This window comes from Flavobacterium hydatis (assembly GCF_000737695.1).
GTDB classification, from domain to species: Bacteria; Bacteroidota; Bacteroidia; order Flavobacteriales; family Flavobacteriaceae; genus Flavobacterium; species Flavobacterium hydatis.
The window spans coordinates 116,306-134,977 of record NZ_JPRM01000024.1 but is presented as its reverse complement, the minus strand read 5'-3'; the positions used below and the strand labels follow the sequence as shown (position 1 = coordinate 134,977).

Below are 18,672 nucleotides of genomic sequence, written 5' to 3'. Positions count from 1 at the left end.
CGATTGAAAACTGGGACTGAAAGCTGAGACTAAAAACTAATTATAAAATATGAAATTTCAAAAAGTTCACTCTTTAGAAGAAATTGCAAATTTGCTTAATTGCGAATTTATCGGTGATAAAAACTTCCAAGTCCTTGGTATGAATGAGATTCATGTTGTTGAGCCTGGAGATATTGTTTTTGTTGACCATCCAAAATATTATGACAAAGCCTTAAATTCGGCAGCAACAATTGTTTTAATCAATAAAGTTGTTGATTGTCCAGAAGGTAAAGCGCTACTTATTTCTGATGATCCTTTCAGAGATTTTAATACCCTGACCAAACATTTTAGACCTTTTCAGGCTACAAATGTTTCAATAGCACTTTCGGCAACTATTGGTGAAGGAACTGTTATTCAGCCTAATTGTTTTATTGGAAATAATGTTACAATTGGAAAAAATTGTTTGATACATCCAAATGTTACTATTTACGATCATACAGTAATTGGTGACAATGTTATGATTCATGCAGGAACAATATTAGGAGCAGATGCTTTTTATTATAAAAAACGCCCAGATGGTTTCGATCAGTTAATTTCTGGCGGAAGAGTAGTAATAAAAGACAATGTTGGCATTGGTGCGTTATGTACTATTGACAAAGGAGTTACAGGTGATACAACTATCGGAGAAGGAACTAAATTAGATAATCAGGTTCATGTTGGGCATGATACCGTTATTGGTAAGAAATGCTTAATTGCTTCGCAAACTGGTATTGCTGGTTGCGTAATTATCGAAGACGAAGTAACAATTTGGGGACAAGTTGGTACAACAAGCGGTATTACGATAGGAGAGAAGGCTGTAATAATGGGACAAACAGGAGTTACTAAATCTGTAGAAGGAGGAAAATCTTATTTTGGCACGCCAATCGAAGAATCTAGAGAAAAGTTAAAACAATTAGCTAATATCAAGAAAATTCCAGAAATTCTTAATAAATTAAAATAACTATGACTGCTAAAGAATTTGTTCAGAAATTTTATAAATCGGATGCTTTAATTGATAGTGAAACCTTCAAGTTATACCTGCATCCAGAAGTAATAGTTGATTGGCATAGTACAAAAGGACCTATCCAATTGAACTATGACGGCGTAATAGATTTATCTAACGAATTAGGCAGAGCTTACGTGCGTTCTAAAGTAAGAATTAGTCATATTATAGAAGAAGACGATTTAGTTTCTGTAAGATATTCTCATTATGTAAAAACAATAGAAAATCCTAGAGAAGAGATGCTATTAGCCCATTTTATGGCTATTTGGCAAATAAAAGACAATAAATTATACAGAGGTTATCAAATGAGTCAATTATTATAAGATATTTTGATAATAAAAAGGTTTAAAATAATTTACAAAACCTTACTTTTGCATCACAATTTTAAAAACTACATAAAATATATATCATGAGTGTTTTAGTTAATAAAGATTCCAAAATAATTGTTCAAGGATTTACAGGAAGCGAAGGAACTTTCCATGCTTCTCAAATGATTGAGTACGGTACTAATGTTGTTGGTGGTGTTACTCCAGGAAAAGGAGGAACTACACATTTAGATCGTCCAGTATTTAATACAGTACAAGACGCTGTAGAACAAGCTGGAGCAGATACAACTATCATTTTTGTACCACCTGCTTTTGCTGCTGATGCTATCATGGAAGCAGCTGACGCTGGAATTAAAGTTATCATCGCTATTACAGAAGGAATTCCTGTAGCAGATATGATTAAAGCTAATAGCTATGTAAAAGAAAGAAACGCTAGATTAATCGGACCTAACTGTCCTGGTATCATTACTCCAGGAGAAGCTAAAGTTGGAATTATGCCAGGTTTCGTTTTCAAAAAAGGAACTGTAGGTATCGTTTCTAAATCAGGAACTTTAACTTATGAAGCTGCTGATCAAGTTGTAAAACAAGGATTAGGAATTACTACAGCAATTGGTATTGGTGGAGATCCAATTATCGGAACTACAACTAAAGAAGCTGTTGAATTATTAATGAACGATCCAGAAACAGAATGTATCGTAATGATTGGTGAAATTGGTGGACAATTAGAAGCTGATGCTGCTAAATGGATTAAAGCTGATGGTAACCGTAAACCAGTTGTAGGTTTCATCGCAGGAGTTACTGCTCCAGCAGGACGTACAATGGGTCACGCAGGTGCAATCGTTGGTGGTACTGACGATACAGCTGAAGCTAAAAAACAAATCATGAGAGACAACGGAATTCACGTAGTTGATTCTCCAGCTGAAATTGGTAAAAAAGTAAAAGAAGTATTAGGATAATCTCTAATATTCAAAATAATAAATTCCAAAAAAAGTCTCAATATTTGTTGAGACTTTTTTTACATTAATAGAATGTATGGAATATAACAAATGCTTAGCGCCTTAGATTCTTAGAAACTCAGAACCTTTGCTAAAAAGAAAAATATGTATAAAGAATTAGAAAAGTTTACAGTAAAAGGAAATTTTACTTACACACAAGACGATAGTTTAGAAGAAGTATGTAATGCATCTGAAACTGGAAGTGGTATTTTTGTTGTTTACGCTATCCAAGGTGATAACAAAGAATTAATCATGGTAGCTTCTACAGGAACCGTACAAAATGACGGAACTTTAAAAAGCAAAAACGGAGGATTACACGATAAAATCGTAAACGGTCACCAATTTGCAAAAACAGGAAGAAAATATTCTTGGCCAGCACAAATGAAATTAGAAGGAATCGATAGATTAGAGGTTTCTTGGTACGAGACTTTTAATGCTGATGTAAAAGCAATCCCAACAACTGTTGAAGGACAAATTTTGCAAAATTTCTTAGATGAAAACGGTAGATTACCAAGATGGAATGTAGCTTTCTAGTCTTACACCAAATAACAATATAAAAAAAGCTTCACTTCGGTGAGGCTTTTTTTAGGAGATATTGTTCCAAAATTTCATTTTATATATTTACGACCATAAACTAATCTACATGATAAAAAATTACTTATTACTATTGGCTTTAATTTTTTTTTCTTTTGTTAACGCCCAAACTATTACTATTCCAGACGCTAACTTTAAAGCCAAATTACTTGAAGCGGATGTAACTAACAAAATAGCTCAAAATATTAAGGGTGAGTATATAAAAATTGATTTAAATGGTGATGGCGAAATTCAGGAATCTGAAGCTTTACAAATTGCAGGTCTTATTATTACAAAATCAAGTATCTCTACTTTAGAGGGAATTAAAAAATTTAAGAATTTATCTTCATTAGATTGCTCAGAAAACCAGTTGACAGAATTAGATGTTAGCGATATGATTTCTCTTCAGGTCTTATATTTATCTGATAATCAATTGGTAGGTTTGAATCTAAAAGGATTAGTTTATCTCGACAGATTATCTTGTTCTAGTAATCAATTAGAAAAATTAAACATAGAGGGACTATATAATCTAACCTATTTAGCTTATAGTAGTAACAGATTAACTAATGTAGATATCTCATCACTAAAAAAGCTTTCTAGCCTTTCATGCGGAGGTAATCCACTAGTTAAATTAGATTTAAAAGGATTAACAAATCTATATTCATTATCCTGTGAAAGTAGTGGGTTAACTGCTTTAGATTTAAATGGACTTACAAGATTAACGACGTTGCAATGTGACAACAATAACTTAACAAGTTTAGATCTAAAAGGGTCTGTAAATCTATTCCATTTAGAATGCTCAAATAATAAATTAAAAAAATTAGACTTATCAGGCCTAAATAAAATCGAGATTTTGACTTGTGGTGGTAATGAATTTACTACATTAAATATAGAGAATTTAAGTAAATTAGGGTATTTTACAATTAATAATAGTCCTTTTCTAGAGACTATTTTTATGAAAAATGGAACTCAAAAATATGCAAGTTTCTCATATCATCCTTCACCAAATTTAAAATATATTTGTACAGATGATTATAAAGTATCATTGTATATTCAATCATTAATAAAGAATGGCAATATTAATTGTGTTGTAAATTCTTATTGTTCTTTTATTCCTGGAGGACCTCTTTATTCAATTCAGGGTAAAATTGGATTGGATAAAAACAATAATGGTTGCGATGCATTTGATATCAATGTTTCTAATATGAAATTCTCCATTACCGATGGGGTAACAAAAGGGAATTTTATAACCAATGAATCTGGAAATTATTTTATCTCAGTTCCTCAAGGGAGCCATACTATTACGCCTTTATTAGAAAATCCAAGTTATTTTAACGTTTATCCATCATCTATACAAACCAATCCTACTTTTACAGGTCAAGTTTTGCAAAACTTCTGTCTATCTCCTAATAATGCTCATAAAGACTTAGAAATAGTTTTATTACCAATAGATGCAGCAAGACCAGGTTTTGATGCGAGTTATAAAATTATTTATAAAAACAAAGGAAATGTAACCCAATCAGGTAGTGTGGGTCTTACTTATAATGACGCTATTTTGGACATAGTAAGTTCAAGTTCAGTTTCTTCAAGCCAAGCTATAAATAATGCTTTCTGGAGTTTTGTTGATTTAAAGCCTTTTGAGACTAGAGAGATAGCAATAACATTGAATATAAATTCTCCTATGGAAACTCCTGCGGTAAACAATGATGATATCCTTAGCTATACTGCAACAATCAGTTCTTCAGATGCTGACGAAACGCCAAATGATAATGCATTTACTTTAAATCAAAAAGTTGTGGGTTCTTACGATCCAAATGATAAAACGTGTCTAGAAGGTGATGTAATTACATCTTCTTTAATAGGTGAATATGTGCATTACATGATTCGTTTTGAAAATACAGGTACATATCCTGCTCAAAATGTAGTGGTAACAGATATTATCGATTTAACAAAATTCGATATTTCGACTTTAATACCTACAAATGCAAGTCATTCGTATATTACCAAAATTTCAGATAAAAATAAAGTCGAATTCATATTCGAAAATATTCAATTACCGTTTGACAATGCTAACAATGATGGTTATATTGCTTTTAAAATAAAAACATTACCAACGCTTTCTGTTGGTGATAGTTTCCAGAATGAAGCCAATATCTTTTTTGATTATAACTTTCCTATACTTACCAATAAAGCTATATCAACTTTTAGAACTTTAGGAACTCAGGATTTTGAATTTTCAAATTATTTAAGTGTATTTCCTGTTCCTGCAAAAGAGATTCTGAATGTTTCTGCAAAAGGCAATATAGAAATTAAATCAATGGCAATTTACAACCTTTTTGGACAATTGGTTATTGCTGTTCCAAATGCACAAAATGCTAAAACGATAGATGTTTCTCCTTTAAAAACGGGAACCTATTTTCTTACTATAAAGTCAGATAAAGGAACATCTAATACAAAATTTATAAAGGAATAGTCCTTATTATATCAAACTTATAAAAAAGCTTCACTTCGGTGAGGCTTTTTTGTATTACAAATTTTATAAAACGCCTAAATAATCTATATTTGTATTTCAAAAATAAAAAACGAATACCTTAATATGAAATTACTAGAAGGAAAAGTAGCCATCATTACTGGTGCGAGCCGCGGAATAGGAAAAGGAATTGCTGAAGTTTTTGCTAAACATGGTGCAAACGTAGCTTTTACATACAGTTCATCTGTAGAATCGGCTTTGGCTTTAGAAAAAGAATTAAACGCTCTAGGGATTAAAGCAAAAGGATATCAATCGAATGCAGCTGATTTTACAGAAGCTCAAACTTTTGTAGATGCTGTTTTAGCAGATTTCGGAACTGTAGATATCTTGATAAATAATGCAGGTATTACTAAAGACAACCTTTTAATGCGTATGTCTGAGGCTGATTTTGACCAAGTTATAGATGTTAACTTGAAGTCAGTTTTCAATATGACAAAAGCTATTCAAAAGACATTTTTGAAACAGCGTTCTGGATCAATCATCAATATGAGTAGTGTTGTTGGAGTAAAAGGAAATGCTGGACAAACAAACTATGCTGCATCTAAAGCTGGTGTTAACGGATTTACAAAATCAGTAGCATTAGAGTTAGGTTCTCGTAACATTCGTTGTAATGCAATTGCTCCTGGATTTATCGAAACAGAAATGACTGCAAAATTAAGCGAAGATGTAGTAAAAGGTTGGAGAGAAGGAATTCCGTTGAAACGTGGAGGAACTACCGAAGACGTTGCAAACGCTTGTCTTTTCTTAGCTTCAGATATGAGTGCTTACGTTACAGGACAAGTTCTTAATGTTTGTGGAGGAATGCTTACTTAAAAAAAAGTCTCAGTTTAAAGTTCTCAGTATACACTGATAACTGAAACTGTCACTGAAAACTAAAATTTATGACTACAAACACGATTCTATTATTAGTACTTTCATTAGTAATTGCAGGAGGTTTGTCGTTTTTTCAATATTATTATAAAGCCAAAAGCAAATCAAAACTGACTTTGTTTTTGGCTTTTTTACGTTTTCTATCCATTTTTGGATTATTGGTTTTATTGATAAATCCAATAATTACAAAGAACTCGTTAGAAATCATAAAAACTCCATTACCAATTGTAGTGGATAATTCAAGTTCTATAACAGCTTTAAATGCTAAAGAGAAAGTTCTTGAATTATATAAAAAATTAACGTCGAATAAAGATTTGCAAGACAAGTACGAAATTCAATCGTATCAATTTGATGCTGACTTTAAACAATCTGAAGAATTTGATTTTAAAGGAACGCAGACTAATCTAGACGAAATTGCTAAAAGTTTAAAAAGCATCAATAAGAATGTAGTTTTTCCAACGGTGATTATTACTGACGGAAATCAGACTACAGGAAATGATTATGTATATCGTTTTGATCCAAATAACAAAGTATATCCTGTAATTGTAGGCGATACAACTACTTTTTTAGATTTAAAAATTAATCAGCTAAACGTAAATAAATACGCTTTTTTTAAAAATAAATTTCCAGTTGAAGTATTCTTGCAATATTCGGGAACAAAAAGTATAAATTCCGATTTTACGATTTCGCAAGGAAATACAGTTTTAGCCAAAGAGAAAGTTTCTTTTTCTCCATCTAAAAAAACAGCTACTTTAAATATATTATTGCCTGCAGATAAAGTAGGAGTACAGATTTTTAAAGCAACTATTTCGTCAAGCGAAAAAGAAAAAAACTCCTACAACAATACTAAGAACTTTGCTGTAGAAATTATAGATCAAAAAACAACTGTAGCAATTGTCTCAGCAATAAACCATCCGGATGTTGCGGCTTTAAAACGTTCGATAGAATCTAATGCACAACGTAAAGTTGTTTTGGTCAAACCAAATGAAATCAAATCGTTACAAGATTATAATATCTTAATTTTATATCAACCAACAGCTGCGTTCAAATCAGTTTTTGATACGAACAAAGCGGCAGGAATCAATACCTTTATTATAACAGGAAATAATACTGATTTTAATTTTCTGAATCAGCAACAAACAGCTTTGTCATTTAGAATGAGCAGTCAGAAAGAAGATTATTTAGCTGAATTCAATTCACAGTTTAATTTATTTGCTGCAGAAGAAATTGGATTTGAAAATTTTCCGCCTTTGCAAAATTCATTCGGAACAATTACTACCAATGGAAATGTTTCGATTTTACTTTCGTCAAAAATAAGAAATGTAGCAACTAATGCTCCTTTATTAGCTTTTACAGAAAATCAAGGAAAAAGAAATGCTTATTTATTAGGAGAAAATACTTGGAAATGGCGTATGCAAAGTCATATCGATAATCAGTCGTTTACCAAATATGATATCTTTATTGATAAAATTATCCAATATTTAGCATCAAATAATACTAAAAAATCATTGGTTGTAAACCACGAAAGCTTTTATAATTCGGGAGATGCGTTAGAAATCAACGCTCAATATTTTAATAAAAACTATGAGTTTGATGAGAAAGCTAATCTTACTATTTCTGTAACCAACACAGAAACGAAGCAAACTAAAAATTACGATTTATTAAAAGGAAATAATTCTTATTCGGTAAACTTAGATGGACTTCCTGCAGGGAAATATTCTTTCTCGGTTAAAGAATTAAATTCAAAAACTACATATTCAAGTCGTTTTGAGATATTAGATTTTGATATCGAAAAACAATTTGTAAATCCAGATGTTCAGAAATTAGAACAATTGGCATTGCAAACCAATGGAAAAGCTTTTTTCCAAGACCAATCTGATGCCTTGATAAAAACACTTTTAGAAAATCCAGAATACAAAGCAATTCAAAAAAACGTGAGTACCAAAACTCCTTTAATTGATTGGGTTTGGCTTTTAATTTTAATTTCTATTGGATTAGCAACCGAATGGTTTGTTAGAAAATATAATGGATTGTTGTAACGAAATATAATCGGATTCCTTCTAGCTTTTTTAATATTGTGTTATGAATTAAAAGTCTAAATTATGAAAGTTAAATTCTTGTTTATTGTAGCAATTTTGATGGTAATTTTTTGTTTTTTTTCATTTTCAAAGACAAAAAACACTACCAAAATCAGTCTTTTGGAAAATACGATTCAGCAACGTTTCCAGCTACCTCAGGGGTTTGTGAGAGAGGAGGAATCTAAAACTTCGTTTGGATATTTTTTACGAAATCTTCCATTAAAACCTTCTGGTTCAAATGTTTTGTATTTTAATGGAACTGTAAAATCAAATCGAAACGTTTATGAAGCGGTTGTGGATCTACCCATTGGGAAACAGGATTTACATCAATGTGCTGATGCTGTGATGCGTTTGCGAGCGGATTATTTTTATAGCCAAAAACAGTACGATAAAATACATTTTAATTTTACAAATGGTTTTCAAGTTGATTTTAGTAAATGGGCTGCAGGTTACAGAATTGCAGTTAAAGGCAACAAAACCAGTTGGGTTAAAACTGCAAAACCATCTGACAGTTATGAAACCTATTGGAAATACTTAGAGACGGTTTTTATGTATGCAGGAACTGCTTCGTTAGAAAAAGAATTGAAACCAATAAATGTTTTAGATACAAAAATTGGAGATGTTTTTATAAAAGGAGGTTTTCCGGGGCACGCTGTTATTGTGGTTGATATAGCTGTGAACCCTAAAAACAACCAGAAAATCATGCTTTTAGCACAAAGTTATATGCCAGCACAAGAAATTCAAATATTGAAAAATCCAAATAATAGTTCGTTGAGTCCTTGGTACGCTGTTGATTTTGGAACCTCTCTTAAAACACCCGAATGGACTTTTAGTTCTTCACAATTAAAACGTTTTTAAATGAAACGATTCTTTTTTTTAGTCCTTATATTTCAAAATGCTTTTTCTCAGGAAATCCCATTGAATGTTCAAAAATTAATTAGAGCATACCCAGATCAAATTGTTGGTTATAAAGACAATAAAATCATTTTTAGTGATAAATCAAGTTTGATTTATGATGATTTTAAAAATAAAACGAATCAAGAATTGTTAGATAATCCTGATATTGAGGATCAATTTAAGTTTGTTTATAATAAAGCAAATAAGAATTTAGTACCAAAGGATGATGCTGGAAGAATTCGAAATGAAGCTTTTTTTAAGAAAATTTACGGAAATTCAAAAGCAGAAGTTGAATCTAAAATGACTGAAATTATTTGGTGTCCGAAATTAATCAATCAAAAAATAAAAATAACAACCGTAAATGGAATTGATAAAATAGTAAAAAAACTTTCGGCAGAATTAGATAATAATCCAGAGTTTAAAAAATATATTAATTCCATTGGAGGTACATTTAGTTGGAGGAAAATTTCAGGAACAAACCGATTGAGTATGCATAGTTATGGAATGACTATAGATATTAATGTCAAAAATTCTAATTATTGGCAATGGGATTGTAAATGTAAAAATGAAGAAGCTACTCTTTCGTATAGAAATCAAATTCCCCTCAAGCTAGTTTCAATTTTTGAAAAATATGGCTTTATTTGGGGAGGAAATTGGAAACATTATGATACAATGCATTTTGAGTACCGACCTGAACTTTTGTTATAAATTTGATTATTTTATTACAACAAAATATTGCAAAGGAAAGTAGATTACGAATTAAAAATTTATGATTATGGATTTTAGGCTAAAAGTATTTTTTGCTGTTGCAAATAGGTTGAGTTTTACCAAAGCCGCAGCCGAATTGTATATTACGCAACCTGCTGTTTCTAAGCATATTCAGGAATTAGAGGAAACCTACAAAACCAAGCTTTTTGAGCGAAATGGTTCTAAAATCACTTTGACCAAAGCAGGAGAAATTCTTTTAAAACATACCAAAGACATATTCGAAATTTATCGGGAAATCGATTTTGACATGAGTACGTTTATCAATGAGCGTCAGGGATTGCTGCGATTAGGAGCAAGCACAACCATTTCTCAATATATTATACCTCCTTTATTGGCGCGTTTTCACCAGAAATTACAAGATATAAAAGTTAATTTACTAAACGGAAATACCGAGCAAATTGAGAGCGCTTTAATTAATAAAGAAATCGAAATTGGAATTGTTGAAGGACAATCCAGAAATCAATCTATTAAATATACAGAGTTTTTAAAGGATGAATTAGTTTTAGTTTGTAGTAGTAAAAATCCTTTGGTTAATAAAAAAGAGATTCTATTAACTGATTTACAGAATCTACGTTTTATAACTAGAGAAAGGGGTTCTGGAACACTTGAAGTTATTGAGTACGCATTAAAACAATTCAATATCAAGTTATTAGAATTACAAATCGAAATGCAATTAGGAAGTACAGAAAGTATTAAATCTTATCTTTTAAATTCTGATTGTGTAGCATTTATGTCAATACATGCCGTGGATAAGGAGTTGAAAAATAATGAATTAGTGGTTTTGGATATAGAAAAACTAACTATCGAAAGATACTTTTATATTATCACACTACACGGAAAATCGGATGCGCTCACAGAGTTGTTTATAAAAAACATGTCTAGCTATTATAACTTGAAGTTATAGACGATTGCATTTTACGATTGGTAAATGTTGTAATAACTACAGACCTTTGTACTGTAATTATTAAATACTTTTACCTTGAAAACAAAACAACAAACAGCGAGTCATTTATTTGAGATTAGTACAATTTCAAAACAAATCATTTTTGTTTCTCTAATATTACTTTGTCTAACTTCAATTATATCTCCGCCAATCGCCTTATTATTAGGATTATTGGTAGCAAACTTATCAGGAAATCCTTTTTTAGATTTCAATCATAAAGCCATTACTATTTTACTTCAATTTTCGGTTGTAGGTTTAGGATTCGGTATGAATGCAACGAGTGCTTTATCAGCTGGAAAAGAAGGATTGGTTCTTACTATTGCATCAATCTTTAGTACCATTATATTAGGAACTTTTTTAGGAAAATGGTTTAGAATAGATAAGAAAACATCGCACTTAATCTCTTGCGGAACTGCTATTTGTGGTGGTAGTGCTATTGCGGCAATTGCTCCGGTAATAAAATCGGACGAGAAACAAACATCTGTAGCTTTAGGAGTAATTTTTATACTAAATTCTATTGCTTTGTTCTTATTCCCATATATAGGACATGAATTAAACCTGTCTCAAAGAGAATTCGGACTTTGGTGCGCCATTGCAATTCACGATACAAGTTCAGTTGTAGGAGCAGCCAATAAATTTGGTGCCGAAGCCTTACAAATCGCAACAACAGTAAAATTAGCACGTGCTTTATGGATTATTCCGATTGCGCTTATTACAACAGTACTTTTTAAAAACAAACAAACAAGAATTAAAATCCCATATTTTATTGGGTTGTTTATTCTGGCGATGTTACTAAATACGTATGTACCGCAAACCGCTATTATAGCTCCTTCATTGGTGCTTCTTGCTAAAATAGGACTAACGGTTACTTTATTCTTAATTGGAGCAGGATTAAACCTAAGCGTGCTAAAAACAGTAGGAGTGAAGCCTTTACTACAAGGAGTTTTACTTTGGGTATTTATTGCTACAGTTGCATTAATAGCAATTATACATTTTTCTTAATAATCTCAATTGAGAGTTTTGATTCCATCTTACTCTTTTGTTTTAATCATTTGTTTTGAATTACCTCTAAAGCTCAATGTCTTAAGTTAAGCCTTTTTGAGCTAATTATGGTTTATTGTTTTCACGCAAAGACGCAAAAGCGCAAAGATTTTAGGCATAAACTTAGCGGCTTGGCGACTTTGCGTGAAAATTATTCGGTGCGGTATTGCAGCTTAGTGACATTAAGATAGGCTGGAGGCAATTCAAAATTTAAAGTATAAACTCTTTAAGAAACAAACGCGGAAAAAACAGATTTTGAAACAATAAAAAGAAAATCTGTTTTTATTTGTGTTTTCGCCTTAGCGAATCTGTTTTATCCGCGTCTCATTGTTCGTAATTTTTGGCTATCGCTCGGATCTCAAAATACCAAACAACCTTTCATGACTCGGGATTAAAATACCGAACAGACAAAATAAATCAGCTTTAAAGAACAATTCAATTTCATAAAAAGTTATTTTTCTAAAATTAACATAATCTTTAGCAATATTGTTTTGAATTCTACTTAAATAAAATACTTTTGCACCCCTAATAAATATAAAAAATGAAAAACTTTAAAATGAAACCAAGACTAATCGCATTATTCGCATTAGCAATTGGTTTTTTAACATTATCCTGGGGTATTGTTGGTCATGAGCGTATTAATAAAGCCGCAGTTATGGCTTTGCCAAATCAACTTCAGGTTTTCTTTTACAATCACATCGATTTTATTACACAAGAAGCTTCTGTACCAGATATTCGTAAATATGCTTTGAATTATAAAGATGAAAATCCAAGACATTATTTTGACATGGAAAATTTTGGTTCTGCAGACAGCTTACCAAAAACTTTAGAAGAAGCAAAGAAAAAATATGATGATAAATTCTTAAACGTAAACGGGATTTTACCTTGGTATATCGAAGATATGATGGCTAAATTAACCAAAGCATTTAAAGATAAAAACAGAGCTGAAATTTTATTTCTTGCTGCCGATTTAGGTCATTATATTGGTGATGCTCACATGCCGTTGCATACTTCTGCAAATCATGACGGACAATTAACTGACCAAAAAGGGATTCATTCACTTTGGGAAAGTAGACTTCCTGAATTATTTGCTAAAAATTACAAGTTAAATGTTCCACAAGCACAGTATTATGAAGATGTTCATAAAGCAACTTGGGATATGATTAATGATACACATAGTTTAGTTCAGCCGTTATTAGACGTTGATAAAAAACTAAGAACTGCAACTCCAGAAAATCAGGTTTTTAAAATCGATGCAGATGGAAAAGTGATGAAAAGCAAATACAATTCGGCTGTTTTCTCTGATGATTATGCTAAGAAATTACATAAAGAGTTAAACGGAATGGTTGAAAGCCAAATGAGAAAAGCTATTACTGCTACTGCAAGTTTTTGGTATACTGCATGGGTAAATGCAGGAAAACCTGATTTAAGCGGTTTAGATGCACCTGAGGTTACACAAAGAAATTATCAAGCTTTAAGAGATGATTTAAAATTGTTTCAAAGCGGAAACTTATTTGGAATGAAAAACCAAAATGACTAAGAAAAGGTTCAAAGGGACTGAGAGACTAAGTTACTAAGGTTCTAAGATTTTCAGGTACAAAGGTTCTGAGGCTCAAAGGTTCAAAGGTTCAAAGGTTCAAAGGTTTTTAAAGGGACTGAGACTCTAAGTTACTAAGGTTCTAAGAAAGACAAAGGCTCAGAAGTTCTGAGAAAGATAAAAGGCTCAAATTCAATTGAATTTGAGCCTTTTTTATTGTTTCTTGCTTTGTGAACTTAACGTAAAACTTTGCAACCTTTTCGGTTTAATTATTTAAAAACTCAGAAACTTAGCAGCTTAGAACCTTTTAAAAAAAACTCTGAACCTTTGTTCCTTTGGATCTTTGAACCTAAAACCTTAGTAACTTAGAACCTTAACACCTCAGTATCTTTGAAGCTTTAAAACTCATATTTCTTATGCTTCAACATATCCGAAGCAGTTTGATAATAAGATATTGTTTCATTAACTAAATCGGTACGTTCCTTTGCTAGAGGAATTTCGTCGTAGAATATCTGATATTCTGGAGCAACGCCTTTCTTCTGAATTAAGTTTAACTGAAATTGTTTTACTTTTTGCTTTGGCGAAAGTATCGTTAAAACATTATCCTTTATTAATCCCATATCCTGATAAGTAGCAATAAATGCTCTAGGCTTATAATCTGGTTTTAAAACATCTTCACCATAAAATTTACTATCGTAGCTAAAATTCAGTAAACCAAACAAAGTAGGCATAATATCTATTTGCGACATTAATGTATTATACTTTTGAGCTGGGACAAAACCTGGGCTATAAATAAAAGCAGGAATTCTATATTTATCAAGCGGAAGTTCGGTTTTTCCGGCGCTAGATGCACAATGATCGGCTACAATTACAAAAACAGTATTCTTAAACCAAGGCTGTTTACTTGCCATTTCAAAGAATTTTTTTAGCGCGTAATCAGTATATTTTACACCACCATCACGAGATTTAATATCTCCTGGAATGTCAATTTTTCCATTAGGATATGTAAATGGACGATGATTACTTACGGTCATAATATGATTAAAGAACGGCTTATTTGTCTTTGCTTCAGCATTCATAACTTTGATTGCTTTATTAGACATATCTTCATCACAAACGCCCCAAACGTTAGAAAATGTAATTTCTTCGGGAGTAAATGTAGACTTATCTACAATATCATATCCATTGCCAGAAAAGAAATCCTGCATATTATCAAAATAAGCATCTCCACCATAAAGATATTTGGTAGTATATCCTTTTTTCTTAAAAACAGATCCCGTCGAGAATTTATTCTTATTGTCTTGTCTTTTAACTACGCTTTCGCCAGCAGTAGGAGGTATACATAAAGTTACTGCTTCCAGACCGCGAACAGTTCTGTTACCTACAGCATATAAATTGGTAAATTCTAAACTTTTATTAGCTAGACTGTCTAGGAAAGGAGTGATATTTTCTTCGCCACCATATCGCTTCATAAACTCGGCACTATAACTTTCGATAGTAATCAAGACAACGTTTTTACGATTTTCAGCTGAATCATTTTGTATTTTTCGTAGAGTCGTTTCACCAGATATAGTTGGTAATTGTTGTTTTAAAATTCCATACGCTTCGGCATTTGGAATCGTTTTGTAGAATTTAAAATAATCTAAACTACTATTTTTAAACGCTAAATAAAATTTATACAGTCCATTTGATTGAAGCTCATTCGAAAATACATTTTCGGAGTTTTCGCTGATGGCTATACGCGGAATTGCAAATAAAGAAACTGCAAATAGGGTAATGTATAATGCTGATATTTTTACTTTTTCAAGAAATGACGGAATATTATCGATGTAAACTCTCGTTTTCTTTACGATAAAATAAGTAACAGTTCCTGCAATTAGAAATAATGCCGAAAACAGCGGAATCACTGGATAAGATTGCATAATGTTACCTATAACCTCATTGGTGTAAACTAAATAATTTACAGCAATAAAATTATATTTTACTCCAAATTCGTTCCAGAAAAAGAACTCACTTATTCCGTTTTGCAAAATTAAAAGGACGTATAAAAAGATTACAAAGGCAAATAACCAGAATCTAATTTTATCACGATAATTAGGCAAGAAAAGTAACAAACCAAAGAAAAAGGTTTTTAAGCCAATAAAAATAAGGGCTATTTGCGGCAAGGCTCCGCCATACTCGTTAAGAATACTTTTTCCGCTTGCGATATAAAGAAATAGAGCTACAAATATTCCAAAAATGATATAACCTGATGGTTTTGAATATTTAGAATTGGATATAAAAATAAGATATAGCCATAAAAAAATATTAGCTATGACAAAAACAAACACATCAGAAACCAATCCTAATCCAAATATTTTTATTGTGTCAATAAAACTAAATGAAGTTTCGGTTATAGGATGAAAAAATAAAACTAATCTCAGTACAAAGCTTACTAGTAGGTAAAATAAAGTGAGATAGTAAAAAGGGGCGAGTTTTTTGTGTAATGACATTTAAAAAAGTTTACTGCAAATTTAATTGTTTCTATTAGTTTAGTCTTAATGTAACCTTTTGTGCAACTTAGCATTGCCTTAAGATTGTCTTAAGATAAGACATTTTATCGTTAATTTAAGGATTTGGATAGTGTTTTATTTGGAATATTATTCTTTCAAATAAATATTTTTAATTCAAGAACTAATAATACCGTGTTTACTAAGTTCAAAAAACATATATCTTTGAAATTAGTAAATAGACTTGCTTAGATAAATATAATTTAGGCAATCGTGTCAATTTTAAAATATATAACAAATTAAAAAATGCATATTTTAATAGTCGAAGATGAAGCTGGTATTGTACAATTTCTTCAGCAAGGTCTAGAAGAAGAAGGATACCAAATCACTACAGCATCAGATGGATTGATTGGTTTTGAATTAACTCAAAAGCAAAAATTTGATCTAATTTTACTCGATTGGATGCTTCCTAAAATCACAGGAATAGATTTATGCAAAGCCATTAGAATAAAAGACACTACAACGCCTATTATTTTTTTAACAGCAAAAGACACTATTCTCGAAACTGTTGAAGGATTAAAAGCAGGAGCAAATGATTATATAAAAAAGCCATTTAGTTTTGAAGAGTTGGTTGAGCGAATTAAAATTCATTTCAGAAACCAAAAAACTCCTGAAATACTCACACTTGGAACAATCCAAATAAACCTGGCGCAACATACTGTTAGGACAAATGATACATGCGTTTCTCTTACGCAGCGCGAGTTTGAATTATTAACCTATCTCGTAAAGAATAAAGGTAAAGTATGTACAAGAAATCAGATATTGCAAGATGTCTGGCAGATTAATTTTGAATACGATACGAGTGTTATTGATGTTTTTATGAATGCTATCAGGAAAAAGCTGAATTTAAAGATTGAAGAAGATTACATAAAAACAATTCGAGGTATTGGATATATCGCAAACGACTAAATAATGCTACAATTTTCGTTCAAAGACAGAATCGCTTTTAATTATATAACCATCACTGCATTATTAATTTTTGTAGTGTTTTTTACTATTTACTCTATTGTAAAACAGAGTGTTTACAGTCATATTGACAATGATATTATTGTTGAAATTAAAAATCATTTAGACGAAATAAAAGTCAAAAACGGTACATTGACTTTAATAGATGTTGAAGAATGGAACGAACGCGAACATAATACGGTTGATGTAAACCCGGTTTTTGTCCAGTTTTTGGATTTAAACGGAAAAATTATAGAGAAATCTCCTAATTTAAAACTTGCAACATTAACTTTTCATAGTAAGAAAGAAAATTTTGAATTGTTTAATACAAGGCTTTTAGGCAATATTGTGAGGCAAATCCAAGTGCCAATTTATGTAGATCAAAAGAAAATAGGTTACTTAATGATTGCCATGTCTTTAACTGACTCTACAATGGTGCTCGATAACTTATTTTATATACTAGTTGTGGCTTTTCCGCTTATTTTGATATTACTCTTTTTTATCGCACGTTTTTTTGCAGGAAGAAGTATTAAGCCAATTAATACTATTATCGAAACTTCGAATGTTATTACGAAAGACAATCTGAAAACAAGAATTGCTTTACCCGGAAATAGAGACGAATTATATGTATTATCTAAAACAATAAATAGCTTATTAGACAGGCTTGAAAATGCAGTAGAGAGAGAAAAACAATTTACATCTTATGCGTCTCATGAACTAAGAACACCATTGACTATAATTAAAGGAACACTTGAGGTATTAATACGTAAACCTAGGAATAACAATGAATATGAAGAAAAGATAAATTTTTGTATTACCGAAGTCGACCGATTAAATATTCTTGTAGATCAGCTATTATTATTGGCACGATTCGAAAATCAAAAACAAAGCTTACATATAGAAAAAGTGTATTTAAATGCTTTGATTTTAGATACAATTTCGCAGTACTCGAGTAATATACAGGCTAAGAATATTAATATTATCGCAGAATTTAAAAAAGATTATTGTTTAGATACAGATCGTTATTTACTTTCGATAATTATGAATAATTTAATTTCTAATGCAGTTAAATATTCTCATCAAAATGGAAAAATAAGTATCCTAATCGCAGATGTTGACAATGGTATCGAATGTCAGATAATCGATTCCGGAATAGGAATTCCATCGGATGATTTGCAAAAAGTATTTGATCAGTTTTTCCGTTCTCACTCAGAGCTACATCCCGATATTAACGGAATGGGACTAGGTTTATCGATAGTGAAAAAATTAAGTTTATTATTAGATATTACTATTTCTGTATCTAGCAAATTAAACGAAGGAACAACATTAAAACTTGGTTTTTATAAGAACAAAACAGATTAAACTAAGCGAGAAATTTATTAAATAAATAGCAGTATTTACTTAGTAAAGCCAGATAGATTTAAGTAATTTAACAATAAACTCACTTTAAGTTAAATTAAAAATTGTTTTTTAATTAATTATTCTAGTATATTTGCAAACGAAACAAAGAAAAAAAACAATTCTAGTTATGTTATTAATTCAATTACATCATCATCATTTTCATAATTGCTCTCAGGCGATGTGTTAATGGTATGCGTG

At 31.0% G+C, this 18,672-nt stretch carries 15 protein-coding genes; 14 read left to right on the top strand and 1 reads right to left on the bottom strand.

From position 1 onward, the window contains the following. Positions 1-49 precede the first annotated feature (49 nt). The 12 genes from IW20_RS15385 to IW20_RS15330 all read left to right on the top strand — a co-directional run bounded on the left by IW20_RS15385 (position 50) and on the right by IW20_RS15330 (position 13,582). Positions 50-979, top strand: coding sequence for a UDP-3-O-(3-hydroxymyristoyl)glucosamine N-acyltransferase (locus IW20_RS15385; RefSeq protein ID WP_035624092.1), 930 nt, complete (start codon positions 50-52; stop codon positions 977-979). 2 nt (positions 980-981) lie between these two features. Then, positions 982-1,344: a nuclear transport factor 2 family protein gene (locus tag IW20_RS15380; RefSeq protein WP_035624090.1), complete on the top strand. Its 363-nt coding sequence runs from the start codon at positions 982-984 to the stop codon at positions 1,342-1,344. A gap of 86 nt (positions 1,345-1,430) precedes the next feature. Then, positions 1,431-2,303, top strand: coding sequence for a succinate--CoA ligase subunit alpha (gene sucD, locus IW20_RS15375; protein ID WP_035624087.1), 873 nt, complete (start codon positions 1,431-1,433; stop codon positions 2,301-2,303). 144 nt (positions 2,304-2,447) lie between these two features. Beyond that, complete coding sequence (locus IW20_RS15370) at positions 2,448-2,876, top strand: hypothetical protein (RefSeq protein WP_035624084.1); 429 nt, start codon at positions 2,448-2,450, stop codon at positions 2,874-2,876. Positions 2,877-2,985: 109 nt separating this feature from the next. Then, positions 2,986-5,388, top strand: a complete 2,403-nt coding sequence (locus tag IW20_RS15365; RefSeq protein ID WP_035624081.1) for a DUF7619 domain-containing protein — start codon at positions 2,986-2,988, stop codon at positions 5,386-5,388. A gap of 123 nt (positions 5,389-5,511) precedes the next feature. Then, the gene (fabG, locus tag IW20_RS15360; RefSeq protein ID WP_035624079.1) at positions 5,512-6,258 is read left to right on the top strand and encodes a 3-oxoacyl-[acyl-carrier-protein] reductase; all 747 of its coding nucleotides are present in this window, start codon (positions 5,512-5,514) and stop codon (positions 6,256-6,258) included. Between the two features lie 68 nt (positions 6,259-6,326). Continuing rightward, positions 6,327-8,354: a hypothetical protein gene (locus IW20_RS15355; protein WP_035624076.1), complete on the top strand. Its 2,028-nt coding sequence runs from the start codon at positions 6,327-6,329 to the stop codon at positions 8,352-8,354. A 63-nt stretch (positions 8,355-8,417) separates the two neighbouring features. Continuing rightward, a complete protein-coding gene (locus IW20_RS15350) occupies positions 8,418-9,251 on the top strand; it encodes a DUF4846 domain-containing protein (RefSeq protein ID WP_035624074.1) in 834 nt (277 codons plus the stop codon). Continuing rightward, positions 9,252-9,998: a M15 family metallopeptidase gene (locus IW20_RS15345; RefSeq protein ID WP_035624072.1), complete on the top strand. Its 747-nt coding sequence runs from the start codon at positions 9,252-9,254 to the stop codon at positions 9,996-9,998. It begins immediately after the preceding gene. A 67-nt stretch (positions 9,999-10,065) separates the two neighbouring features. Next, positions 10,066-10,962 carry a LysR family transcriptional regulator gene (locus tag IW20_RS15340; RefSeq protein WP_035624282.1) on the top strand — a complete coding sequence of 299 codons (897 nt, stop codon included), beginning with the start codon at positions 10,066-10,068 and terminating at the stop codon, positions 10,960-10,962. Positions 10,963-11,037: 75 nt separating this feature from the next. Then, entirely contained in the window at positions 11,038-12,003 is a 966-nt protein-coding gene (locus IW20_RS15335) for a YeiH family protein (protein ID WP_035624069.1), read from the top strand. Between the two features lie 580 nt (positions 12,004-12,583). After that, complete coding sequence (locus IW20_RS15330; protein WP_035624066.1) at positions 12,584-13,582, top strand: zinc dependent phospholipase C family protein; 999 nt, start codon at positions 12,584-12,586, stop codon at positions 13,580-13,582. A 395-nt stretch (positions 13,583-13,977) separates the two neighbouring features. On the opposite strand, the gene IW20_RS15325 is transcribed toward IW20_RS15330, so the two are convergent. Further along, positions 13,978-16,071 carry an LTA synthase family protein gene (locus IW20_RS15325; protein WP_035624063.1) on the bottom strand — a complete coding sequence of 698 codons (2,094 nt, stop codon included), beginning with the start codon at positions 16,069-16,071 and terminating at the stop codon, positions 13,978-13,980. A 303-nt stretch (positions 16,072-16,374) separates the two neighbouring features. On the opposite strand from IW20_RS15325, the gene IW20_RS15320 reads away from it, so the two are divergent. Together IW20_RS15320 and IW20_RS15315 are read left to right on the top strand one after the other, a co-directional pair. Then, entirely contained in the window at positions 16,375-17,037 is a 663-nt protein-coding gene (locus IW20_RS15320) for a response regulator transcription factor (RefSeq protein WP_035624060.1), read from the top strand. 3 nt (positions 17,038-17,040) lie between these two features. Then, positions 17,041-18,435: a sensor histidine kinase gene (locus IW20_RS15315; protein WP_035624057.1), complete on the top strand. Its 1,395-nt coding sequence runs from the start codon at positions 17,041-17,043 to the stop codon at positions 18,433-18,435. The last annotated feature ends 237 nt before the right edge of the window (positions 18,436-18,672 follow it).